Source organism: Leclercia sp. G3L (genome assembly GCF_021117075.1).
GTDB lineage: Bacteria > Pseudomonadota > Gammaproteobacteria > Enterobacterales > Enterobacteriaceae > Enterobacter > Enterobacter adecarboxylatus_C.
Genome location: NZ_CP088265.1, coordinates 2,758,442 through 2,781,137, shown reverse-complemented (window position 1 = coordinate 2,781,137; position 22,696 = coordinate 2,758,442). Strand labels below are relative to the sequence as shown.

The 22,696-nt window shown below is 54.7% G+C and carries 21 protein-coding genes and 1 riboswitch; of the genes, 8 read left to right on the top strand and 13 right to left on the bottom strand.

Translation table 11 applies throughout. The annotated features are described in order from the left end of the window. Positions 1-2: 2 nt before the first annotated feature. Complete coding sequence (locus tag LRS40_RS14615) at positions 3-698, bottom strand: ATP-binding protein (protein ID WP_231311894.1); 696 nt, start codon at positions 696-698, stop codon at positions 3-5. A gap of 81 nt (positions 699-779) precedes the next feature. Between LRS40_RS14615 and LRS40_RS14610 the strand changes: the two genes are divergently transcribed. Then, positions 780-1,477 (top strand): IS1 family transposase gene (locus LRS40_RS14610; protein ID WP_223216367.1). Its coding sequence is split into 2 segments (ribosomal slippage): positions 780-1,029 and positions 1,029-1,477, totalling 699 coding nucleotides; the frame shifts between segments, so codons are not numbered across the junction. 189 nt (positions 1,478-1,666) lie between these two features. Here LRS40_RS14610 and LRS40_RS14605 read toward each other — a convergent pair. Continuing rightward, complete coding sequence (locus LRS40_RS14605) at positions 1,667-2,122, bottom strand: toll/interleukin-1 receptor domain-containing protein (protein WP_231311893.1); 456 nt, start codon at positions 2,120-2,122, stop codon at positions 1,667-1,669. Positions 2,123-2,396: 274 nt separating this feature from the next. Further along, positions 2,397-3,698: a tyrosine-type recombinase/integrase gene (locus tag LRS40_RS14600; protein ID WP_231311892.1), complete on the bottom strand. Its 1,302-nt coding sequence runs from the start codon at positions 3,696-3,698 to the stop codon at positions 2,397-2,399. A 67-nt stretch (positions 3,699-3,765) separates the two neighbouring features. Then, a riboswitch (TPP riboswitch) is annotated at positions 3,766-3,861 on the bottom strand. Between the two features lie 233 nt (positions 3,862-4,094). Between LRS40_RS14600 and LRS40_RS14595 the strand changes: the two genes are divergently transcribed. The 3 genes from LRS40_RS14595 (at position 4,095) to LRS40_RS14585 (ending at position 7,665) form a co-directional block, all read left to right on the top strand. Then, on the top strand, positions 4,095-4,571 hold the full coding sequence (locus LRS40_RS14595) for a hypothetical protein (protein WP_231311891.1): 477 nt from the start codon (positions 4,095-4,097) through the stop codon (positions 4,569-4,571). Positions 4,572-4,797: 226 nt separating this feature from the next. Continuing rightward, positions 4,798-6,180, top strand: coding sequence for a diaminobutyrate--2-oxoglutarate transaminase (locus tag LRS40_RS14590; RefSeq protein WP_039031094.1), 1,383 nt, complete (start codon positions 4,798-4,800; stop codon positions 6,178-6,180). Positions 6,181-6,198: 18 nt separating this feature from the next. Beyond that, on the top strand, positions 6,199-7,665 hold the full coding sequence (locus tag LRS40_RS14585; protein ID WP_142486437.1) for an aspartate aminotransferase family protein: 1,467 nt from the start codon (positions 6,199-6,201) through the stop codon (positions 7,663-7,665). Between the two features lie 45 nt (positions 7,666-7,710). Here LRS40_RS14585 and LRS40_RS14580 read toward each other — a convergent pair whose 3' ends face one another. From LRS40_RS14580 to LRS40_RS14570, 3 genes are read right to left on the bottom strand one after another with little or no spacing between them, the layout of a single operon-like run. Then, positions 7,711-9,912 carry a polysaccharide biosynthesis tyrosine autokinase gene (locus LRS40_RS14580; RefSeq protein WP_231311890.1) on the bottom strand — a complete coding sequence of 734 codons (2,202 nt, stop codon included), beginning with the start codon at positions 9,910-9,912 and terminating at the stop codon, positions 7,711-7,713. After that, positions 9,894-10,358 carry a protein tyrosine phosphatase gene (locus LRS40_RS14575; RefSeq protein ID WP_304608185.1) on the bottom strand — a complete coding sequence of 155 codons (465 nt, stop codon included), beginning with the start codon at positions 10,356-10,358 and terminating at the stop codon, positions 9,894-9,896. Before LRS40_RS14575 ends, LRS40_RS14580 begins: the two co-directional genes overlap by 19 nt. Next, complete coding sequence (locus tag LRS40_RS14570) at positions 10,358-11,497, bottom strand: polysaccharide export protein (protein ID WP_156264230.1); 1,140 nt, start codon at positions 11,495-11,497, stop codon at positions 10,358-10,360. Before LRS40_RS14570 ends, LRS40_RS14575 begins: the two co-directional genes overlap by 1 nt. Before the next feature lie 502 nt (positions 11,498-11,999). On the opposite strand from LRS40_RS14570, the gene LRS40_RS14565 reads away from it, so the two are divergent. Next, positions 12,000-12,332, top strand: a complete 333-nt coding sequence (locus tag LRS40_RS14565; RefSeq protein ID WP_142486441.1) for an RcnB family protein — start codon at positions 12,000-12,002, stop codon at positions 12,330-12,332. 84 nt (positions 12,333-12,416) lie between these two features. On the opposite strand, the gene apbC is transcribed toward LRS40_RS14565, so the two are convergent. Then, positions 12,417-13,526, bottom strand: a complete 1,110-nt coding sequence (gene apbC, locus LRS40_RS14560) for an iron-sulfur cluster carrier protein ApbC (RefSeq protein WP_156264231.1) — start codon at positions 13,524-13,526, stop codon at positions 12,417-12,419. Between the two features lie 165 nt (positions 13,527-13,691). Between apbC and metG the strand changes: the two genes are divergently transcribed. Then, complete coding sequence (gene metG, locus LRS40_RS14555; protein WP_142486444.1) at positions 13,692-15,725, top strand: methionine--tRNA ligase; 2,034 nt, start codon at positions 13,692-13,694, stop codon at positions 15,723-15,725. Between the two features lie 119 nt (positions 15,726-15,844). Here metG and LRS40_RS14550 read toward each other — a convergent pair whose 3' ends face one another. The 3 genes from LRS40_RS14550 to LRS40_RS14540 are packed head-to-tail and all read right to left on the bottom strand — an operon-like array spanning position 15,845 to position 18,764. After that, positions 15,845-16,315: a DUF1456 family protein gene (locus LRS40_RS14550; RefSeq protein WP_231311888.1), complete on the bottom strand. Its 471-nt coding sequence runs from the start codon at positions 16,313-16,315 to the stop codon at positions 15,845-15,847. Between the two features lie 47 nt (positions 16,316-16,362). Further along, complete coding sequence (gene btsR / locus LRS40_RS14545) at positions 16,363-17,082, bottom strand: two-component system response regulator BtsR (protein ID WP_106995315.1); 720 nt, start codon at positions 17,080-17,082, stop codon at positions 16,363-16,365. Beyond that, a complete protein-coding gene (locus tag LRS40_RS14540) occupies positions 17,079-18,764 on the bottom strand; it encodes a sensor histidine kinase (protein ID WP_231311887.1) in 1,686 nt (561 codons plus the stop codon). The genes btsR and LRS40_RS14540 overlap by 4 nt, the downstream gene beginning before the upstream one ends. 217 nt (positions 18,765-18,981) lie before the next feature. Here LRS40_RS14540 and mlrA point away from each other — a divergent pair, with 217 nt between their 5' ends. Both mlrA and LRS40_RS14530 read left to right on the top strand, forming a co-directional pair. Beyond that, the gene (mlrA, locus tag LRS40_RS14535) at positions 18,982-19,716 is read left to right on the top strand and encodes an HTH-type transcriptional regulator MlrA (RefSeq protein WP_156264232.1); all 735 of its coding nucleotides are present in this window, start codon (positions 18,982-18,984) and stop codon (positions 19,714-19,716) included. 59 nt (positions 19,717-19,775) lie between these two features. Beyond that, complete coding sequence (locus LRS40_RS14530) at positions 19,776-19,889, top strand: protein YohO (RefSeq protein WP_072036698.1); 114 nt, start codon at positions 19,776-19,778, stop codon at positions 19,887-19,889. Here the strand turns inward: LRS40_RS14530 and LRS40_RS14525 are convergent. From LRS40_RS14525 to LRS40_RS14515, 3 genes are read right to left on the bottom strand one after another with little or no spacing between them, the layout of a single operon-like run. Next, complete coding sequence (locus tag LRS40_RS14525) at positions 19,864-20,601, bottom strand: ABC transporter permease (protein ID WP_156264233.1); 738 nt, start codon at positions 20,599-20,601, stop codon at positions 19,864-19,866. The two genes, LRS40_RS14530 and LRS40_RS14525, sit on opposite strands and share 26 nt — an antisense overlap. Continuing rightward, positions 20,598-21,533: an ABC transporter ATP-binding protein gene (locus LRS40_RS14520; protein ID WP_231311886.1), complete on the bottom strand. Its 936-nt coding sequence runs from the start codon at positions 21,531-21,533 to the stop codon at positions 20,598-20,600. Before LRS40_RS14520 ends, LRS40_RS14525 begins: the two co-directional genes overlap by 4 nt. After that, positions 21,526-22,683: an ABC transporter permease gene (locus tag LRS40_RS14515; protein WP_285130261.1), complete on the bottom strand. Its 1,158-nt coding sequence runs from the start codon at positions 22,681-22,683 to the stop codon at positions 21,526-21,528. Before LRS40_RS14515 ends, LRS40_RS14520 begins: the two co-directional genes overlap by 8 nt. Between the last annotated feature and the right edge of the window lie 13 nt (positions 22,684-22,696).

Here is a 22,696-nt window from a genome sequence, read left to right as displayed (position 1 = left end):
CATTACCCGTCTTTTTTAGGGATTTTTGCGTGATCAAAGGACTGATAAACCAATTGCTGATAACAGTGTCCATATGAAGTCATTTCCAGATTTTGCTGAGAATACGCTTCGAACATCTGTAACAAAATCAAAACATAAATTGGTTTTGGCGGAACAATGTTTTTCCTAATAATAGTATCTAACTTGAGTTTAAACTCATCACATTGTTCATACAGTGTCGATTCGTCAATAGACTCCTCTTTACCTAATGAAATCCATTTCTCTATTAATTCGGTACGTTTAGCATGACCAAGCCCTAATAGGTCATAGACAGTAAAGTCATTTAATTCGTACACTTCTGGATAGATATATGAATAGGAAGTATTACAAGTAATTATTATGTGCTGAAATTGACTCTTCACATTCGAGAGAAAAAGCTCGCGATATTTATTATTCAAGCCTATAAAGTCTATTCCATCAATTAGAATGACTTTTTCATCTGATTGCAAGAAACTGTCAAGAGCGAAATTATCATATTGTTTCTTAAGTTCACTTCCAATAACAATGTTAATGTCAGATGTTTTGATATTTCTTGCATCAATATAAATTACTGGAAAACCACTTTCAGCTAATTTTCTAAAAGTATTTTTAAGAAGAGATGTTTTCCCCTGCTGTTCCTCCCCAGTAATCAAATAATATTTTGGATCACCAATAATCAAATCAGAATTTATGTATTCAACTTCATGGTAATGGTGCCAACTTACTGATTTAGTGTACGATGGTGTTTTTGAGGTGCTCCCGTGGCTTCCATCTCCATCAGTTGTCCCTCCTGCTCAGCTACTGAAGGCGTGGTGCGTAACGGTAAAAGTACTGCCGGACATCAGCGCTATCTCTGCTCTCACTGCCGTAAAACATGGCAGCTACAGTTCACTTACACCGCCTCTCAGCCCGGTACACACCAGAAAATCATTGATATGGCCATGAATGGTGTTGGATGCCGGGCAACCGCCCGCATTATGGGCGTTGGCCTCAACACGATTTTACGTCACTTAAAAAACTCAGGCCGCAGTCGGTAACCTCGCGCATACAGCCGGGCAGTGATGTGATTGTCTGCGCTGAAATGGACGAACAGTGGGGCTACGTCGGTGCTAAATCACGTCAGCGCTGGCTGTTTTACGCGTATGACAGGATACGGAGGACGGTTGTGGCGCACGTCTTCGGTGAACGCACTCTGGCCACACTGGAGCGTCTTCTGAGCCTGCTGTCGGCCTTTGAGGTCGTGGTATGGATGACGGATGGCTGGCCGCTGTATGAATCCCGCCTGAAGGGAAAGCTGCACGTAATCAGCAAGCGTTACACTCAGCGAATTGAGCGGCATAACCTGAATCTGAGACAACATCTGGCAAGGCTGGGACGGAAGTCACTGTCGTTCTCAAAATCGGTGGAGCTGCATGACAAGGTCATCGGGCATTATCTGAACATAAAACACTATCAGTAAGTTGGAGTCATTACCCAACTTCATTACTTTTAACCACATCAACGGCTGTAGCATTTTTCATGTCACAAGACACATAGATATCACGTAGCGTGACCTTTGTTACAGCTCTATGTGTTAGAACTACCTCTGTGTCATCCAACCATTTTAAAGTATCTTTGCTTACTAAAATCTGTGAAGATGATGAAGTGGTTAGTTTTTTTTTTCACTAATGCTACCAATTAACCTCTTGATACCGTTAACTGCGTTTAACCACGCATCATCTTCATTCTCCCATTTAGAAACAGGGAGAGCATCTTTTGGCAAACCTTGTATACTTCCGAATTCTGCCGATGTCCAATCACAAGGGCGAATAATTAATGGTACAACGATACTATTACCACTATTATGTAGTTCTAATGCCTTTTTCATCTCAATACCATAACAATAGTCTGATGAAATAAAGCTTGAGCTTACAAGGAAAATAATTACATCTGACTCCAAAAGATTTTCAGATATCTCATTCTCCCATTTTTGTCCAGCAATTAACCTTCTATCATTCCATGTATCGATTATTTCATTACGTTTAAGCAAAGATAAATGTTCATCTAAAGTTTCTTTATATGTTTCATCTCTGTGCGAGTAACTAATAAAAACTTTCAACGCCATTAGAATCCCTTACCTTATTTGTATTGTTTTCAAGCTGTTAGTTATCGCAAGCATAGCAGAATCCAAACTTCTAAAACAATCAGGTTATCTCATAAAAATGCGAGTTAGATCACATCATCAGTGTTATCAAAATATCTTAGTTACTACACACAAGTCTCCGTACTTCAAATGGCAGTTTACCCACGGATTGTCATTTGTTGACAAATACTCTCGAAACCTTCAAAACTAAATCATGGTTAAAGAGCCTCATTAAATCCTTAATATAAACATAAACTTAAATCCAAAAAATCCCATCAATTACGTAACAAATTGACGATAGAGGGAAGGTATGCAGATAGCGTTTCGTGATTCCTCCACTTTTTTCATGACCTACCGTTTGTTGCAAATGCAAGATGTTCGTTACCCATCCTGACATCGCAGCAGAGCAGACAGAGTGACGAATGCTATGCAGAAGCCTACGCTGCCCAAAGTCATCTAAGTATGGAATTCCAAGCCGATTACGCACATCCGCAAATTCTTTGCCGATCTTTGTCATGTTAGTACCCGCCACTTCTGAAAAAACCCGCTCTTTCCATTGCCGATCAACATAATCCATAAACCCCCATTCGATAAGCTTAGGGTGGATCACTACTTGCCGGGTGGCGTTTTCGGTTTTCCCTTGCCCTCCTTCCGCTATCAAGAAGTAATATCGCTGGCTATCCTCATCATATTTGATCTGTGATTTTTCCAATTTTGCAATTTCACCTCTCCTGGCTCCAGTATACGCCAACAGCAATATAATCCACTTCTGCCAGCCATCAGACTGCTTAAGTGCCCACTCTACAATCTTCTTCATCTCCGCCAGACTGTATGCACCAAACCTTGCTTTAGAAGGTGCTGCAACTACACCATCAGTTGGCGACTTCATTAAAATATCTTTGTTTCCTGTGAGAAACGTTTTAAAAAGTGATTTATACAGCTTGAGATGCTTATGGATTGCCTCAACACCAACTAACTCATCAGGTGGAACATCATCGCAATTTACCAGTTGCTGAATAGTCATTGACCTATAGGGCTGAACAACACGCTTAGGGAGGTTCTCAACAACTTCCATCACCTGTTTTATGTCCTGCTTGGTGATCGCCGTTACATCAGTTTCCCCTCCCAAGACAGTTAGCAACACTGCCATGTAACGTTCATTTGCCATTGAGATCGATTTTGTCCAGTTACGCCCTTTTTCATCTTTGTACAAAGCCCAAGCATCAGAAAGGGCTAACACTTTTTCCGGTTCGACTCGTGATGCTGGATCAACGATTGCATCAGGTACAACAATCGGTTGGCTGAGTAGGAGCGGAACTTTCACAGTCTTACGTTCTGACACAATCAGGTTTGACACAAAGGCATCAAACATCGGGATCGGGGTAGCTAATGATTTAACAAAAGGAACATGTGCAGTGATGCTAACCATCAAAGTAGATGCTTCACGATAACTATCAGTGAGAAGAGATTTTTTATACATCCTGCCATTTGAAAGCCGGATTTGCAGATAGTAATTGCCGTTTCGTTGAAACGTGTATGGAAGAGTTTTGTACCTCATGATCAAGCCCTTTTTGTACCTCAAGTGCATTCAGCACGGACAAAAAGAAATGCAATCTCATGAATACTAATCGGAATCTTGGCCCCCTACGCTGGCATTATCCAGATCAGGTGGTACGGGTATTTCTCAGCCTTCACAAGGAAGGGCACCCCGAGTCAAATTACATAAGATGATGTAATCACGGCAGCGTAGAGGATGCGTCTGGCAATAGCAAGAACCTTTCTGCTACCGCGATGCCTCACCAGGATTACGCCCATAACTTTAGCTATTCGTGCTAAATGTGATCTTCATCAACCTGAGGACACTTGCCTTCCGGGATAGTAACCCTGCGCAATGACTGCGTTACTAATATAGAAACCGGATACGAAATTCCAGAACAAAGATAAAGGTTAATGTATGAAAAAGATTCTGTTGGTGGGTGTGGTTGCAGCGCTTCTCGCGGGCTGCGTCTCTGAAGAACAGCGGTTAGCACAGTGTGAGGCAAAAGGCGTCAGCCGTGATGCGTGCTATATCGCCGACCAGAACCGTCAGGCCACCATCAATGCCGCCGCTGAGAAACAGGCCCTGGAGAATGCTCATGCCGCCATACAGCATGCGCAGGCAGCGCGTATTGGCGACCCGCTGCGTAAAGCCTCTTTTAGCGCCAACGGCATCAAAGCCACCATCAACAATGGTTTCACTCAGGCCACCATCAATGGCAAAAAAGCCACGGTAAAGCGTTCGAATGCGAACTTCTACGAAATTAAAGGGGCCGGTTACGTTCTGTCGATCTCCCTTGATATCGACGGCATCACCGATGCGTCATGGAATAAAACCAGGGGTCGCGATCATGGGATTCTGAACGTCGTTCAAAATACTCCTAAAGCATTCTAAAATACCCCACTTTTTTCCGCAGAGCGCTCCCCAGGAAACCTCAGTAGCCATGCGGGGTTACGGCTTACGCGCGTTGTTTCAACGCGCGTAACAAAACGATAAACAATTAACCATTGAGCCCCGCGCAAAAAGGCTCTATATTGGCCGCGATTTTTGATGCCCTTCTCATTTTCTTAATTAATTATTCAATCGTGGCCACGTGCTGAGCTGCGGTTGTAGGAGTGATATGATGACGGATAAAGTCCGTATTGATACTTTGAATGCCTCTTCTTTCAAAACCAACGAAACCTATCTGGCCCGTCAGGCCGAAATGGAATCCAATGTCAGGAGTTATCCGCGCAAGCTGCCTTTAGCCATTACTAAGGCGGATGGGGTGTGGATCACCGATGCGGATAACAAAGAGTATCTTGATTGCCTGGCCGGAGCGGGAACGCTGGCGCTGGGTCATAACCATCCTGATGTGCTGAAAAGCATCCAAAGTGTCATTACCAGCGGCTTGCCGTTACATACCCTGGATCTGACCACGCCGTTGAAAGACGCGTTCTCAGAATACCTGCTCTCCATGCTGCCAGGTCAGGGCAAAGAGTACTGCCTGCAGTTTACCGGCCCATCCGGTGCGGACGCTGTTGAAGCCGCGCTGAAGCTGGCGAAAAAAGTGACCGGCCGCAGCGGCATTATCAGCTTCTCCGGTGCCTATCACGGCATGACCCACGGCGCGCTGTCCGTGACCGGCAACCTGTCTCCGAAAGAAGCGGTTGACGGCATGATGCCGGAAGTGCAGTTCATGCCTTACCCGCACGAGTACCGCTGCCCGCTGGGTATCGGCGGTGAAGCAGGCGTGAAAGCCCTGACCTACTACTTCGAAAACCTGATCAACGACGTTGAGAGCGGCGTGCGTAAACCTGCTGCCGTGATCCTGGAAGCAGTCCAGGGCGAAGGCGGCGTGAACCCGGCACCGGTTGAGTGGCTGCAGCGCATCCGTAAAGTGACCGAAGAGCACGGCATCCTGCTGATCCTCGACGAAGTGCAGGCTGGCTTTGCCCGTACCGGTAAATTCTTCGCCTTCGAACACGCGGGTATCCAGCCAGACATCGTGGTGATGTCCAAAGCTGTCGGTGGCGGTCTGCCGCTGGCCGTTCTCGGTATCAAAAAGCAGTTCGATGCCTGGTCTCCGGGTCACCATACCGGTACTTTCCGTGGCAACCAACTGGCGATGGCGACCGGCCTCACCACCCTGCAGATCCTCAAAGAGCAGAACATTGCCGATAAAGTTGCCGCCCAGGGCGAGTGGCTGAAGGCGAAGCTGGTTGAGCTGCAGAAACGCTATCCGGTTATTGGTCACGTGCGCGGTCTGGGCATGATGATTGGTATCGAGATTGTTAAACCGCACGAAGCTGCCGACCATATGGGCTGCTTCCCGGGCGACGGCGAGCTGTCCGCGCTGATCCAGAAGAAATGCTTCGAAGCCGGTCTGATTCTGGAGCGTGGCGGCCGTAACGGTAACGTGGTGCGTCTGCTGCCTTCCCTGCTGATCAGCGATCAGGAGCTGAACGTGTTCCTGGACAAATTTGAGCAGGCGCTGCTTGCTGCGGGCGTTCGCCCAGTCTAACCGGAGACAATGGATACAATGTCAGATTTAAACCCGATTTTGTCGTCGTCGGCGCAAAGCATCGAAGCCTATCAGCAGGCCATCGAGCAGAGCACTCAGGCGGTTATGCAGTGGCTGAAACAGCCGGAAATGTACCAGGGTAAAACGGTCGCCGAGCTGCGCGAGCGCATCAACCTGGAGTTCAGCCCGGAAGGGCTGGGCAACGAGACCGCCATCGAGCGTGCCGTTGAATATTTCCTGAAAGACAGCCTGGCGGTGCATCATCCGCAGTGTGTGGCGCACCTCCACTGCCCAAGCCTGGTGGTAAGCCAGGCGGCGGAAGTGATGATCAACGCCACTAACCAGAGCATGGACTCCTGGGATCAAAGCCCGTCTGCGACCATTATCGAGATAAAACTGATCGAGTGGCTGCGTACTCGTCTGGGTTACCAGCCTGGCGACGCCGGCGTCTTCACCAGCGGCGGCACCCAGAGCAACATGATGGGACTGATGCTGGCGCGCGATGCTTTCTTCGCGCGTCAGGGCCACTCCGTCCAGCAGGATGGTCTGGTGGGCGATCTGCGTAAGATCCGGGTGCTGTGCTCCGACAGCGCGCACTTCTCCGTGCAGAAGAACATGGCGCTGATGGGCCTCGGCTATCAGTCCGTTATTCAGGTAAAAACTGACGAATGTTCGCGTATGGATCTGACCGATCTGGCGGCGAAAATCGAGCAGTGCAATGCCAACGGCGAACAGATTCTGGCGATCGTTGCCACCGCAGGGACCACCGACGCGGGCGCTATCGATCCGCTGCGTGCCATTGCGGAGCTGGCGGCGAAGCAGAATATCTGGGTTCACGTGGATGCGGCCTGGGGCGGCGCGCTGCTGATGTCTGAGAAGTATCGCGATTACCTCGACGGTATCGAGCTGGTGGATTCCGTAACCCTGGACTTCCACAAGCAGTTCTTCCAGACCATCAGCTGCGGCGCGTTCCTGCTGAAAGAGGCGCGTCACTATGAGCTGATGCGCTATCAGGCGGCGTACCTGAACTCTGAGTTTGACGAAGAGGCTGGCGTACCGAACCTGGTATCCAAATCCCTGCAAACCACCCGTCGCTTTGACGCGCTGAAGCTGTGGATGAGCCTGGAAGCGCTGGGTCAGAAGAAATACGCTGAGATCATCGATCACGGTGTGACCATGGCGCAGCAGGTTGCCGCGTATGTTACCGAACAGCCACAGCTGGAGCTGGTGATGCCGCCGCAGCTGGCGAGCGTGCTGTTCCGCTTCCGTCCTGAACTGAATCTGGACGATGCGGGCATTGCGCTGCTCAACCAGAAAATTGGTGATGCGCTGCTGGAATCGGGGCGTGCCAACGTCGGTGTAACCGAGCATAACGGTATCACCTGCCTGAAGCTGACCCTGCTGAACCCAATCGTGACGCTGGAGGATGTCAAAGTCCTGCTGTCACTGGTGGAACGCACGGCGCACGAGCTGCTGGCGAAGTAAGTTGTTCAACCCGGCAGCGTTCGCTGCCGGGTCTTTATCCCCTCGTTATCCCGCTTTTTTCTTCGCGTTTTCGCTCTGCGCAGCGGAATAGCCATACGCATCGTAACCAAAAGTATAATAGCTGGCCGCCGACTTCACGACGTCGTTCAGGATTGCCCCTTTAATGTTGACCCCCATCTGCTGCAAGCGCCCCTGGCTGACGGCCATCTCCCGGACGCTGGTAACGTTGAACCGTGCTACCAGCAGCGTGGAGGCTGCAATCCGGCCCACCAGCGCGGCATCCGTGACCGCCAGAATAGGCGGGGTATCAACAATCACCATGTCGTACTGCTCGCTGGCCCAGGTCATAAACGCCCGAAAACGGTCATGCATCAGCAGCTCAGATGGGTTAGGTGGATATTGCCCGCAGGTCACTACATCAAACTGGCCGCTGGCGTAAGTCTGAACCGCCTCAGTGAAGGACGCTTTCCCTGACAGGACGTCCGACAGACCGGCGTCATTACGCAGACCAAAAATATTGTGCACGTAGCCTTTACGCATATCGGCATCGATAAACAGCACTCGCCGATCGACCTGGGTCACCAGCGCCGCGAGCGAGGTGCTGACCAGCGTTTTGCCACAGTCCTGTGAAGGACCACTGAACATCAGAATGTTATTTTCGGCATCCATCATGGCGAAATGCAGGCTGGTACGTAACCCGCGCACCGCTTCGACAAAATTATCCAGCGGCCTGTCTATCGGTAAAAAGGGCACGTCGCGGGTTTTGTGCCGTTTGCAGTAGTGGAAGAAATAGCGGTTCCCCACCCGGGTTTTAGCGTGCAGCCATTCCGAATGGGGCAAAGTGGCATAGACGCTAATCCCTTCTTTTTCCAGCTGTTCCGGAGCGTTGATGCCGTGCCGCAATGCCGATCTTGCCAGCACTCCGCCTGCCGAGACGCAGAAGCCAAACAGGGTCGTGATAATCACGATCAGCGCCTTGCGTGGTTTGATCGGCGCAGGCTGCGTCACCGCCGAATCGATAATGCGCACGTTGCCGATCGCGCTGGAGCGGGAGATGTTGAGCTCCTGCTGCCGGGTAAGAAGCTGAAGGTAAACCGCCCGGCCAGAATCGACGTCACGGCTGAGACGCAGGATCTCCTGCTGTGTGGACGGCATCGTCCCTATCCGTTTATTCAGCCGCTCCCGCTCGCTCTCTAACGTCTGGCGTTTTTCACGCAGCGCCCGATAGGTCGGGTGGTCTTTTTTAAAGTGCTGCGACACTTCAGCTTCGCGGAAGGTCAGCTCATTCAGCTGGTTGTCGACATTGACGATCTGCTCCAGCACGGCTTTGGCCTCCAGCGATAAATCCACCGAATCGCGCTGTTTGCGATAGCTGTTCAGCCGTTCCTCTGCCTGCTCCAGTTCACCGCGCACCTGCGGCATCTGACGCTGGAGAAAGTCCAGGCTTTGTGAGTCCTGTGCAGCCTGTCGGGCAATGTTCTGATGCAGATAGCTCTCAGCAATGTGGTTCAGCGTGCTGGCGATCCGGACGGGATCGGTACCCGTCAGGCTCAACGTCAGCATGCCACTCTCTTTACCCTGCGCCGTGACGCTAAACTGACGGCTCAGGGCATTGATGGCCTCAAGCTGCGTGCGCTGTTGCACCCGGAAGCGTGTTCCGGGGGGAGCCGACATTTCACTGACCCGTATCGTCACCCCGGCACGTTGTACCAACGTGCCGACCGTCCCCTGGAGGCTCAACCCTGCTCCTTCCAGCAGATATTTTCCGTTGTCTTCGGCGGTGATCGTAAGCGACATCGCTTTGCCCTGCCCGGGAGGCAGCGTCAACCTGTCCAGCCTCAGGATAGCGGGTTGCTGGCCGGTCAGCCTGGCCCAGCCCTCCCCAATCAAGGGAAAACGGATCGGGGTTACCTCATCCCGCAAGCGCAACGCCTCCACGGTTTCACCGAGGATCATGCGGGATTTCAGTAGCGGAATTTCGGCGGACGAATCGGATGATAAGGTGGGCGAAAGTTGGTTTAACGATTTAAGCAGGCTGTTCTGCTGCTTATCTTCAATTTGCACCATCGCATCAGCGATATATAACGGTGAGGCAAATAACGCGTACAACACCCCACACAACGTAAAAAGTAGCGTACAGCTAAAAATACATACGCGATGATCGATTAACTCTCCCAGAAGACGCGCCAGATCCAGCTCATGATTATCCACTGAATAACCCTGTGCATTTACGCTTTTCGACGACATGTACATAATCCCTTAACTGTAAGTCGGTTGGCCCATTCCTGACTCGCTTCGCCAAGCAGGCGAAAAACATATTCAAACGCTTCCATGCTTTTACCGTACGGATCGGGAATGTCCTGCTCCCTTAGCCATTGCCTAAACAGTAAGGCTTTGCCGCGCACCTCCGGTGCAATGAGCGAGATCCGATTAATCTGTGCTGACTCCATGGCAAGGATGAGATCGTATTCCCGCATCATTGCCGCCGTCAGCGGGCGTGCAACGTGATCCGCCAGCGATACGCCATACATGGCTGCAATTTTCTGCGCATGGGCATCTGCCGGGCGTCCGGCGAGGCCGCAGATGCCCGCCGAGGCGATGGTAAAGGTGGGTAGCTTCTGCTGTAAAAGCCGCTCACCAATGGGTGAGCGGCAAATATTTCCTGTGCAAACGACCAGAATGGATTGAATCATTATTCGGGCCACGACTTAATAAAGCGCACGGTTTCCGTCAGATCGTGCACGCCGCTGATGGTCGGAACCAGCTGTGCCACCACCCGATTCCAGCGCGAGACTGGCGCCGTGGTCACGTAAACAATATCGTAGGGCTGGAGCTGAAATTCCGTGCCGAGCACCATGGCAGACGCGTCGCGGGCGTTCAGCTGCCAGATACGCGCAATTTTGCCGTCACGGCTTTTACCGGAGGTGGAGCGGATCACGAAGATGCCGGATGCATCAGCCATGTCCTGATTCAGACCGCCGGCGCTGGCTAACGCTTCTGCCAGCGTCATGCCGCTGCGATCCATCTTGAGGGTACTCTGTTTTACCACCTCGCCCATAACAAAGACTTTCAGGGCGTCGTTGCGCGGGATAAACAGAATGTCGCCCGGCCAGAGCAGCCTGTTTTGTGTCAGATCGCCGTGCTGCATCAGGGCATACAGCGAAATCCGCGTATCTTTGCCATCATGGGTCAGCACCACGTTGCGCCAGTCTGCATCTGGCGAAAGACCACCCGCCGCGTTAATGGCATCCATAATGGTCAGCGGAATATTGGTAATCGGCTGTTGTCCCGATTTCACCACTTCGCCGGTTACGTACGCTTTTTGCGACCGGAACGCCGCAATAGTGACATCGACCTGCGGGCTTTCAATCACCCTGTCCAGCCGGGCGGTGATCTCTTTGCGCACCTGGGCCAGAGTTTTACCTGCAACATGGAGTTTACCGACATAGGGATAGAAGAGCGTACCGTCCGCGCCCACCCAGTTACCGGTGTCGCTGGCGCTGCGGTACTGACCCGCTGGGGTGGTCAGTTCCGGGTGATCCCAGACGGTGATCATCAGCACGTCCCCGGGGCCAATCCGGTATTCCCAGCGCTTTAATTCTTCATCCAGATTCGGATTTGCCTGAGATTTCTCGCGTTCGCCCCGCAGCTGTTCAATGACGGACGGCGTTAACGGCCAGACATCCACTTTTTTATCCAAATCAAGCGGATTGTCGGCAACAGCAACGTTATTTTTTCCAGAAGTATTTATATGTTGGCCGGGCGTAATTGTGCAACCTGCCAATAACAGGGCGACAAAAAACCCCGCTCCGGTGCGGAATGATATGGTCATTAATAAATAATACTCTATGAATTTTGTTAATAGCCCATTAATTTCTGGATAACTTCCAATAATAACCACAGGTACTCAATATTAAAAATACAGAGCAACATCAGAAAGTTATAATAAAAATAACCTGACAGAAGAAACGCACCAGCCGGGCTGAACATTGTCTGGTCACTTCTTTAAATTGGAGAAAAACAAAAACAGCATCAATGAATTAAGCCGTATCATAATCATTCCCGGAAAGAAATAACATAGTCCGGATACGACTATATTAGCAGTGGAGGTTTGTTTCGGATTTTATAAAAGAAACCATCGATAATATAACGTTTAAATAATATTATATTCATGGTAAAAATAATTAAAGCCGCCCCAACAGGTGAAGGGATGTGTTGATTTGTTACATTTTTTACGCACCCAGCCAGCCGGCAAAACATAAAATATGTCTATCTGTTGCTCGGTCACGAAACAGCAGACCAAGAGTGATGGCCATGGTTAATCTGGAGAAAAAATGACGAAAGGTAAAATTCTACTTCTGGGCGTACTGATGTCACTGGCGAGCGCGGCCTTTGCTGCACCACAAGCCGCAGCGGCACCCTCTGGCATCCAGGCCTATGAGGAACAGGAGTTTGTAGCCGATTTTACGAAATTCAAGATTGGTGATTTCGCGCCGGCGCAGTATCTGACACCTGAGTACACCATCAAGCAATTTAAACTGCGCAACCTGCCTGAACCGCAGGCTGGCACGCACTGGACCTATATGGGTGAGAACTACGTGCTGGTCGGCGACACCGACGGCAAGATCTACAAAGCGTATAACGGCGATATCTTCTACCACCGTTAATCGCTTGTTGTGCCGGGTAGCGTTGCGCTTACCCGGCCTACCCTACCTTCAGGCCCGCGCAAGCGAAGCGCCGCCGGGCACGTGTTACACCGCGCGGAACGCGATGTCGGCCGGGATCACTTCCCCCTGCCAGTAAAGCTGTGCCGCGACGCGATCCGCCAGCTGGCGGTACATCTCAGCAAACTCACTTTCAGGACGGTTAACTACGGTCGGCTTCCCGCTGTCGAGATCTTCACGCAGCGTAATGTGCAGAGGCATCTGGCCCAGCAGCTGGGTGTGATATTGCGCCGCCAGCTTCTCCGCCCCGCCTGCGCCAAAGATCGCCTCGTGATGACCACAGTTGCTGCAGATGTGCATGCTCATGTTTTCGACCACGCCCAGCACCGGCACTTCAACCTTCTCGAACATCACGATGCCTTTTTTGGCATCGATCAGCGCGATGTCCTGCGGCGTGGTGACCACTACCGCCCCGGTCACCGGGATGTTCTGCGCCAGCGTCAGCTGAATGTCACCGGTACCCGGCGGCATATCCAGCACCAGATAATCGAGATCCGGCCACATGGTCTCCTGCAACATCTGCATCAGCGCTTTGCTGGCCATCGGCCCGCGCCACACCATGGCGTTGTCATCTGTCACCAGATAACCAATCGAGTTGGTCGCCAGACCATAGGCCATGATCGGCGCCATATGGGTGCCATCCGGCGAGGTCGGACGCTGATTTTCCGCGCCCAGCATGTTCGGGATCGACGGACCGTAGATATCGGCATCCAGAATACCGACCTTCGCCCCTTCGGCGGCCAGTGCCAGCGCCAGGTTCACGGCGGTGGAGGATTTACCCACCCCACCCTTGCCGGAGCTGATGGCAATAATATTCTTCACGCCGTTAATGCCCGGGTGGTTCTTCACCCGCTTCAGGGTGGCGATGGCGTGGGACAATTTCCAGTCAATCGCCTTCGCCCCGGTGATGCGCAGCAACTCAGCGCTGGTTTCCTCTTTCAGCGTCTCGAACGCGTGGTTCCAGACGAACGGCATCTGCAGTTCGACATGCAGAGTGTCATCCAGCCACGCCACATGATGTAACGCTTTCAGCGTGGTGAGATTGTGCTTCAGGGTGGGGTGCTGAAAATTAGCCAGCGTCCCGGCGACCATTGCACGCAAGGCTTCCGGTGATTTGGCCTGGGATTGAGAACTCATCCCGACTCCTTTGTAGTTGTTCTGAAAAAGACATGTAACTACAAAGTTTACCCCAGAGACAGCAATTATTCATTTACGGATTAATGCCCTTATCACTTGGCGTAGTTATTACCTTTCGGGTAACATCAAAAACCCTTTTTACAGATAAAAGAAGTAATACCTACTATGACTCAAGTCGCGAAAAAAATTCTGGTGACGTGCGCTCTGCCGTACGCTAACGGCTCAATCCACCTCGGCCACATGCTGGAGCATATCCAGGCTGATGTCTGGGTCCGTTACCAGCGAATGCGCGGCCATCAGGTAAACTTCATCTGTGCAGACGATGCACACGGCACGCCAATCATGCTGAAAGCACAGCAGCTTGGTATCAGCCCGGAGCAGATGATTGCTGATATGAGTCAGGAGCATCAGACGGACTTTGCTGGCTTCGACATCAGCTACGACAACTATCACTCCACGCACAGCGACGAGAACCGCGAGCTGTCGGAGCTGATCTACACCCGTCTGAAAGAGAACGGTTTTATTAAAAACCGCACCATCTCTCAGCTCTACGATCCGGAAAAAGGCATGTTCCTGCCGGACCGTTTTGTGAAAGGCACCTGCCCGAAATGTAAATCTCCGGATCAGTATGGCGATAACTGCGAAGTGTGCGGCGCGACCTACAGCCCGACCGAGCTGATTGAGCCGAAGTCCGTGGTATCCGGCGCAACCCCTGTGATGCGTGACTCCGAGCACTTCTTCTTCGACCTGCCGTCGTTCAGCGAAATGCTGCAGGCGTGGACCCGCAGCGGTGCGCTGCAGGAGCAGGTGGCGAACAAGATGCAGGAGTGGTTTGAGTCCGGTCTGCAGCAGTGGGATATCTCCCGCGATGCGCCGTACTTCGGCTTTGAAATTCCGAACGCGCCGGGTAAATACTTCTACGTCTGGCTGGATGCGCCTATCGGTTACATGGGCTCCTTCAAGAACCTGTGCGACAAGCGCGGCGACACCACCAGCTTCGACGAATACTGGAAAAAAGATTCCGACGCCGAGCTGTATCACTTCATCGGCAAAGACATTGTCTACTTCCACAGCCTGTTCTGGCCTGCGATGCTGGAAGGCAGCGGCTTCCGCAAGCCAACCAACCTGTTCGTGCACGGCTATGTAACGGTGAACGGCGCGAAGATGTCCAAATCACGCGGCACCTTCATCAAGGCCAGCACCTGGCTGAACCACTTTGACGCCGACAGCCTGCGCTACTACTACGCGGCGAAGCTCTCTTCCCGCATTGACGACATCGACCTGAACCTGGAAGATTTCGTCCAGCGTGTCAACGCCGACATCGTTAACAAAGTGGTGAACCTGGCCTCCCGTAACGCGGGCTTTATCGCCAAACGTTTTGACGGGGTGATGGCGGCTGAACTGGCAGATCCAGCCCTGTACAAAACCTTCACCGACGCGGCTACCGTGATTGGCGAAGCCTGGGAAAGCCGCGAGTTCGGCAAAGCGGTACGTGAGATCATGGCCCTGGCCGATCTGGCTAACCGCTACGTTGACGAGCAGGCCCCGTGGGTTGTGGCGAAACAGGAAGGCCGCGATGCCGACCTGCAGGCAATCTGCTCCATGGGTATCAACCTGTTCCGCGTACTGATGTCTTATCTGAAGCCGGTTCTGCCGCAGCTGGCCGCGCGTACCGAAGCGTTCCTGAATACCGAACTGAGCTGGGACAGCATTAACCAACCGCTGCTCGGCCATAAGCTGAACGCCTTCAAGGCGCTGTACAACCGCATCGAGATGAAGCAGGTTGAAGCTCTGGTTGACGCCTCTAAAGAAGAAGTGAAGGCCGCAGCAGCGCCGGTAACTGGCCCGCTGGCGGACGATCCGATTCAGGAGACCATCAGCTTCGACGATTTCGCTAAAGTCGACCTGCGCGTGGCGCTGATCGAAAACGCTGAGTTTGTGGAAGGCTCTGACAAGCTGCTGCGCCTGACGCTGGATCTGGGCGGCGAGAAGCGTAACGTCTTCTCCGGCATCCGTTCCGCGTATCCGGACCCGCAGGTGCTGATTGGTCGTCAGACCGTGATGGTTGCCAACCTGGCCCCGCGTAAAATGCGCTTCGGCATCTCGGAAGGGATGGTGATGGCCGCAGGCCCTGGCGGGAAGGATATCTTCCTGTTAAGCCCTGACGAAGGCGCGAAGCCGGGTCAGCAGGTGAAATAACGAAAAAGCCGGATTAAAATCCGGCTTTTTTTATGCCTTTTTGCCGGGTGGCGGCTTCGCCTTACCCGGCCTACATAACCCGTTGGCCCGTGCAAGCGCAGCGCCGCCGGGCAAACAAATCACGCTTTCGGGTGATGCACTCGATGGGTCAGCCCGCGCAGGAAGTTACGCAGGAACTGGTCCCCGCACTCGCGGTAATTTTTATGATCCGGCGCGCGCATCATGGCGGTGATTTCCGGCATCGAGACGCGGTATTTCTGCTCGGTCATAATGGCCAGAATATCATCGGTCTTCAGGGAAAAGGCGATACGCAGCTTTTTCAGCACCGTGTTGTTGTTCACCCGGCGCTCAAGCGCCAGTTCAGGCGCGGACTCATCTTTGCCACGCTTGTCATAGATAAGACCGTTCAGGAAGCCTGACAGGATAATGTCCGGGCAGCGAACAAAACCCTCCTCATCCTCTTTGGTCATCCAGGTATCGAAACCTGCCGACGTGGATTCCATATCGGAAAGCGCAAGAATGCGCACCATGTCGTTATTGTTTGCTTTCAGGGTGTAGCGCAGGCTACGAAGAATGTCATTGCTAATCATGTGTGCCTTTAACTGTCGATGATGCTATGGCGCGCAGTGTAGCAGTTTTACAGCCCTATCGCCTCCTTCAAACTCTTCAGGTAGCGACGACTGACCGGCACCGTCTGCCCGGCCCGCAGCACCAGCTCGGCCTGACCGTTCTCTTCCAGGCGGATCTCTTTCAGGTGCGCCATGTTCACCAGATACTGGCGATGGCAGCGCAGCAGCGGCGTGCGGCTCTCCAGGGTGCGCAGCGTCAGCTCGGTAAAGCCCTCTTTGCCTTCACCGCTGGTGACAAACACCCCGCTCATCCGGCTGCTGACAAAGGCCACATCGTCCATCTGCAGCAGATAAATGCGGCTGTGGCCGGTACAGGGGATAAACTTCAGCGGCTGCTGGTGTTCCGCCAGCAGGGACACGTCCTGCACGTTGCGCTCCTGGCGCAGGCGATTCAGTGTCTTTTCCAGCCGCTGCTCTTCGATGGGTTTCAACAGATAGTCAAACGCATGCTCTTCAAAGGCTTTGACCGCATATTCGTCAAAGGCGGTGAGAAACACGATGTAGGGGCGATGTTCCGGGTCGAGCATCCCTACCATCTCCAGGCCGCTGATGCGCGGCATCTGAATATCCAGAAACAGCACGTCGGGGCGCAGCTTGTGCACCGCCCCGATGGCTTCGATGGCGTTGGCGCACTCGCCCACAATCTCGATATCGCTCTGCTCCTGCAGCAAAAACCGCAGGTTTTCCCGCGCCAAAGGCTCATCATCGACAATCAGCACGTTCATCATGCGGGTTCCTCCAGAGGCAGTCTTAAGGTTATGCGGGTAAAGCTGTCGGGCTCACAGGCGACGGTAATGCCGCAGTCCTCACCAAAATGGGCGCGCAGCCGTTTATCCACCAGCCCCATCCCCAGGCCGCCGCCCTCTTTTGCCGAGGTATAAAGCCCGGCGTTGTCTTCAATATCCAGCACCAGATAGCGGTTGAAGCGGCTGGCGGTAATGGCAATTTCTCCGGTGCCCAGCAGCTGCGAGGTACCGTGCTTGATCGCATTCTCTACGATTGGCTGCAGGGTAAAGGCCGGAAGCTGCTGCCACGCCAGTTCATCCGGTACCGAGAGCGTGACATGCAGGCGCGACTGGAACCGGGCCTGTTCAATTTGCAGATAGGCGTTCACATGCTCGATCTCATCGGCAAGGGTGACGATTTCCGACGGCCGTTTCAGGTTCTTGCGGAAAAAGGTCGAGAGAAACTGCACCAGCTGCGTCGCCTGCTCGCTGTCACGGCGGATCACCGCCTTCAGGGTGTTCAGCGCGTTAAACAGAAAATGCGGGTTGACCTGGGCGTGCAGGAGCTTGATCTCCGACTGGGTCAGCAGCGCCTTCTGCCGCTCGTACTGCCCGGCAAGGATCTGCGCGGAGAGCAGCTGGGCGATCCCCTCCCCCAGGGTACGGTTGATGGAGCTGAACAGGCGGTTTTTCGCTTCGTACAGTTTGATGGTGCCCATCACCCGCTGATTTTCACCGCGCAGCGGGATCACCAGCGTCGAACCCAGCTTACACTGCGGGTGCAGCGAGCAGCGGTACGGCACTTCGTTACCGTCGGCGTAGACGACCTCGCCAGTCTCAATGGCGCGAAGCGTATAGGTGGACGAAATGGGCCTGCCGGGAAGATGGTGATCGTCCCCGGTGCCGGTAAAGGCCAGCAGTTTTTCGCGATCGGTAATAGCGACGGCGCTGATATCCAGCTCCTGATGCAGCACCTGGGCCACCTTCATGCTGTTCTCTTCATTGAAGCCCTGGCGCAGGATCCCCTCCGTCGAGGCTGCGACCTTCAGCGCGGTGGCGGAAAAGGCGGAGGTGTACTTTTCAAACATGGCCCGCTTGTCGAGCAGAATGCGCATGAACAGCGCGGCACCCACGGTGTTGGTGACCATCATCGGCGCGGCAATGCTGCTGACCAGATGCAGGGCATCCTCGAACGGACGGGCGATCAGCAAAATGATCAGCATCTGCACCAGCTCGGCAACCAGGGTGACCATCCCCGCGGTGAGCGGGCTAAAGACTTTATCCGGGCGACCGCGCCTGACCATCACGCTGTGGATCAGACCGCCGAGCAGCCCTTCGACGATGGTCGAGATCATACAGCTCAGGGCCGTCATTCCGCCCATCGAGTAGCGGTGCAGCCCCCCGGTCAGCCCCACCAGCCCGCCGACCACCGGGCCGCCGAGCAGGCCGCCCATCACCGCGCCAATCGCACGGGTGTTGGCGATGGAGTCTTCAATATGCAGGCCCAGATAGGTGCCAAGAATGCAGAAGATGGAGAAGGTGATGTAGCAGAGCAGCTTGTGCGGCAGGCGAACGGTGACCTGCATCAGGGGGATGAACAGACGTGTTTTACTCATCAGCCACGCGATGACCAGAAACACACACATCTGCTGAAGCAGCAGCAACACCAGATTAAATTCGTACATGCCCACAAACCACAACTGTAAAACAGCGTAACATACACCGAAGCGCGTTAACTTTCCTGGCAGCATAAGGATAAAAATGTGTTTTCGTGCCAGGCATCACACCTTTCGCCCAATGTAATCTGAAATTCACATTCACAGGGCAAAAAAAGAGGGATCCTTCCTGGTTCGGCATTCTGCGTCTACAGTTAATCTGGGTATGTGCAAGCCGGGGGATAACATGGCGCTCTACACGATTGGGGAAGTGGCACTCCTGTGTGATATCAATCCTGTAACGTTACGCGCATGGCAACGACGTTACGGATTACTCAAACCACAGCGAACCGACGGCGGACACCGGCTGTTTACCGATGCGGATATCGACCGCATCCGTGAGATCAAGGGCTGGATCGATAACGGCGTTCAGGTCGGTAAGGTTAAAACGCTACTGAGCCCGGAGGGTCAGGAGGAGCAGGACATCTGGCGCGAACAGCAGGAGGTGCTGCTGCGTTACCTGCAGTCCGGCCATCTGCATCGCCTGCGCGTCTGGCTCAAGGAGCGCGGGAGCGAATACCCTGCGCAAACGTTAATTTCGCACCTGTTTATTCCGTTACGCCGACGTTTACAGTCGCAGCAGCCTACCCTGCAGGCGCTGCTGAGTGCACTCGATGGGGTGCTGATCAACTACATCTGCATCTGTCTGGCCACCGCGCGAAAGAAGAACAGCAAGGATGCGCTGGTTGTTGGCTGGAACGTGCAGGATACTACCCGCCTTTGGCTGGAGGCGTGGATTGCCGCGCAGGATGGCTGGCGCGTCGACGTGCTGGCGCACTCGCTGGTGCAGCTGCGCCCGGAGCTGTTTGATGGACAGACGCTGCTGGTCTGGTGCGGCGAGTCACCGACGGCGGCGCAGGAGCAGCAGCTTACCCAGTGGCAGGCGCATGGCTATCCCGTGTTCCCGTTAAAAGGCAATTAATGGTTCATTAACAGCCGTGCTTCACCGTATAATCGCTCTGTTAACATCAGGAGCACATTATGAAGGCAACCAAAGTCGCGGTTATCACCCTGTTCTTTCTCATGGCCGTTAGCGGTATTGGGGGCGTGATGCTGGCCGGATATTCGTTTATTGTCCGTGGCGGTGTCGGCTGAGGCTCCGCGCCAGCCGCTCAAACGCGCGATCCACCACAATCGCCGCCAGCGCCACCAGCAGCGCACCCTGGATAATATAGGCCGTATTAAAACCGCTTAAGCCGATGATGATCGGCGTCCCCAGCGTGTTGGCGCCTACCGTCGAGGCAATGGCCGCCGTCCCGATATTAATGATTACCGAGGTGCGGATCCCGGCCAGCATGACCGGCGCGGCGAGCGGCAGCTCAACGTTACGCAGCCGCTGCCAGCCGCTCATCCCCATCCCCTCCGCCACGCTGATGGCCGCTGCGGGCACTGACGCCAGCCCCGCCAGCGTCGCCTGCAAAATCGGCAACACTCCGTAGAGGATCAGCGCGATAATCGCGGGCTGTTGTCCAAACCCCATCACCGGCACCGCAATCGCCAGCACCGCCACCGGCGGAAAGGTCTGCCCGACCGCGGCGATTGTCTCCACCAGCGGGCGAAACTCGCGGCCAGCCGGACGCGTGACGGCAATCCCGGCCCCGGCACCCAGCACGATCGCTATCAGGCTCGATATTCCCACCAGCCAGAAATGGGACAGAGTCAGGCTAACGAAACTCTCCTGCTGATAGACCGGGCGCGGCAGTTCGGGAAACAGCGCGCTGAACAGCGGCGCGCTGTAGGGCATCACCAGCAGCAGCGCCACGAACAACAATACCAGCCACAGGAGCGGATCGCGTAATCGCCTCATGACGCCTCCCGGGCCAGCAGATCGCGAAACCAGAGCGTGCCGCAGGGCCTGCCCTGGTCGTCCACCACCGGCAGGCTTTCACAGCCGCTGCTGACAAAGGCCGAGAGCGCATCCCGCAGGCTCATGGACGCCCGCAACGGGGTTTCCTCACCCGGTGCGATTTCCCGGCGCATCGATTCACCCACCGTGCGCAGCGACAGCAGGCGCACGCCCAGCTCGCTGCGGCCAAAAAACTCGCGCACGAACCCATTCGCGGGCTGGGTCAGCAGGGTCAGCGGTGTTCCCTGCTGCACCACCCTGCCGTGATCCATCAGCACCAGCTGGTCCGCCAGCCGCAGGGCCTCGTCGATATCGTGGGTGACCAGAATAATGGTGCGGCCCAGGATGCGGTGGATGCGAGTCATCTCCAGCTGCAACGCGCTGCGGGTCACCGGATCGAGGGCGCCAAAGGGTTCATCCATCAGCAGCACCTCCGGGTTAGCGGCCAGGGCGCGAGCCACCCCCACCCGCTGCTGCTGTCCGCCGGAGAGCTGATGCGGGTAGCGTTCGCGCAGCGCCGGCTCCAGCCCGAGTAGCGCCATCAGCTCATCCACCCGATCGTTGATTTTTTGCCGGGGCCATTTTTGCAGCTGCGGCACGGTGGCGATATTGCGCGCCACCGTCCAGTGCGGAAACAGTCCGATGGACTGAATGGCATAGCCCATCCGCCGACGCAGTTCCAGCACCGGCAGGCTGCGGATCTCCTGTCCGGCAAAGCGGATCAGGCCGCTGTCGTGCTCCACTAGCCGGTTGATCATCTTCAGGGTGGTCGATTTGCCCGACCCCGAGGTGCCTATCAGCACCGAAAAAGCCCCCTCGGCAAAGGTCAGGTTCAGATCGCTGACCGCAGGCTCCCCGGCAAAGGTTTTGTTTACATCATGAAATTCAATCATCGGTTCTCCTTCGCAGCAGGGCGATCCACAGGGCAAAGAGCGCATCCACTACCACTGCCAGCACGATGGTCGGGATCACGCCCAGCAGCACCAGATCCAGCGCGCTGCTCAGCAGCCCCTGGAACACCAGCGCGCCAAAGCCCCCGGCACCGATTAATGCTGCAATGACAGCCATCCCTACCGTCTGTACCGCCACCACCCGCAGGCCACGCAGCAGCACCGGTAGCGCCAGCGGGAGCTGGATCTGCCAGAAGCGCTGCCGGGCATTCATCCCCATCGCATCGGCGCTCTCCAGCACCTCGGTGGGAACCTGGCTCAGCCCTGCCACTACCCCGCGCGCCAGCGGCAGCAAGGCATAGAGCACCAGCGCGATCAGCGCCGGAGTCATGCCGGTCCCGGCAATCCCCAGCGACGACAGCCATGGCCAGGCGCGGGTCAGCCCGGCGAGCGGGGCAATCAGCAGGCCGAACAGCGCCACGGAGGGCACGGTCTGAATGACGTTCAATACCGCAAACACCGCCCCCTGCGTCGGCGGGCGACGATAACAGAGGATCCCCAGCGGCACGCCGATCAGCAGCGCCGGAACCAGGGTACCTACCAGCAGGGTCAGATGTTGCGCAAGGGCCGCGTTAAAGACATCCTGGCGGTTGGCATACTCTTTCAACAGGGAGAGGCTGTTGAGCTCGCCGCTGAATAACAGCAGCAGCGGCAGGATCCAGATTTGCACCTGTAGCAGCCAGCGCCAGAGCGGCTGCGGGCTGAGACGACGGATGGCATCGCTGCAGGCCAGCAGGCAGAGCGCCAGCCACAACCACAGGCCGCTGCCCACCGCAGTGCGCGCCAGCGGACTTTCGCTGCTGGCAAGGTGGGATGCCGCCAGCCCGGCGCTCCAGACCAGCGCGGCGAACAGCAGTTCGCACGCCACCAGCGTCGCCGCCAGCGCCCAGCGTCCGCGGGCAACGGTTAACCCAATCAGCAGGCACAGCGGTAACAGCAGCAGCGCAGGAGAAAACGTCCACACCTGCCAGAGGGCGCGCCCCTCCCCGGACACCAGCCGGTTAGGGGCGAAATTGACGAAAGGTAACGCGCCCGCTGCCAGGGCAATCATCGTCAGCAGCAGCAGGACGCGGTTATGGCATCTTATCGGCACAGCGCTATCCCGG

Excerpts from the sequence above, each read along its gene's own strand:
- LRS40_RS14575 (WP_304608185.1), bottom strand. The coding sequence starts at position 10,358 with ATGATTCAATCCATTCTGGTCGTTTGCACAGGAAATATTTGCCGCTCA.
- mlrA (WP_156264232.1), top strand. The coding sequence starts at position 18,982 with ATGGCGCTCTACACGATTGGGGAAGTGGCACTCCTGTGTGATATCAAT.
- metG (WP_142486444.1), top strand. The coding sequence starts at position 13,692 with ATGACTCAAGTCGCGAAAAAAATTCTGGTGACGTGCGCTCTGCCGTAC.
- LRS40_RS14600 (WP_231311892.1), bottom strand. The coding sequence starts at position 3,698 with ATGAGGTACAAAACTCTTCCATACACGTTTCAACGAAACGGCAATTAC.
- LRS40_RS14585 (WP_142486437.1), top strand. The coding sequence starts at position 6,199 with ATGTCAGATTTAAACCCGATTTTGTCGTCGTCGGCGCAAAGCATCGAA.
- LRS40_RS14595 (WP_231311891.1), top strand. The coding sequence starts at position 4,095 with ATGAAAAAGATTCTGTTGGTGGGTGTGGTTGCAGCGCTTCTCGCGGGC.
- LRS40_RS14520 (WP_231311886.1), bottom strand. The coding sequence starts at position 21,533 with ATGATTGAATTTCATGATGTAAACAAAACCTTTGCCGGGGAGCCTGCG.
- LRS40_RS14570 (WP_156264230.1), bottom strand. The coding sequence starts at position 11,497 with ATGACCATATCATTCCGCACCGGAGCGGGGTTTTTTGTCGCCCTGTTA.
- LRS40_RS14540 (WP_231311887.1), bottom strand. The coding sequence starts at position 18,764 with ATGTACGAATTTAATCTGGTGTTGCTGCTGCTTCAGCAGATGTGTGTG.
- LRS40_RS14590 (WP_039031094.1), top strand. The coding sequence starts at position 4,798 with ATGATGACGGATAAAGTCCGTATTGATACTTTGAATGCCTCTTCTTTC.
- btsR (WP_106995315.1), bottom strand. The coding sequence starts at position 17,082 with ATGATGAACGTGCTGATTGTCGATGATGAGCCTTTGGCGCGGGAAAAC.
- LRS40_RS14605 (WP_231311893.1), bottom strand. The coding sequence starts at position 2,122 with ATGGCGTTGAAAGTTTTTATTAGTTACTCGCACAGAGATGAAACATAT.
- LRS40_RS14580 (WP_231311890.1), bottom strand. The coding sequence starts at position 9,912 with ATGTCGTCGAAAAGCGTAAATGCACAGGGTTATTCAGTGGATAATCAT.
- apbC (WP_156264231.1), bottom strand. The coding sequence starts at position 13,526 with ATGAGTTCTCAATCCCAGGCCAAATCACCGGAAGCCTTGCGTGCAATG.
- LRS40_RS14525 (WP_156264233.1), bottom strand. The coding sequence starts at position 20,601 with ATGAGGCGATTACGCGATCCGCTCCTGTGGCTGGTATTGTTGTTCGTG.
- LRS40_RS14565 (WP_142486441.1), top strand. The coding sequence starts at position 12,000 with ATGACGAAAGGTAAAATTCTACTTCTGGGCGTACTGATGTCACTGGCG.
- LRS40_RS14530 (WP_072036698.1), top strand. The coding sequence starts at position 19,776 with ATGAAGGCAACCAAAGTCGCGGTTATCACCCTGTTCTTTCTCATGGCC.
- LRS40_RS14550 (WP_231311888.1), bottom strand. The coding sequence starts at position 16,315 with ATGATTAGCAATGACATTCTTCGTAGCCTGCGCTACACCCTGAAAGCA.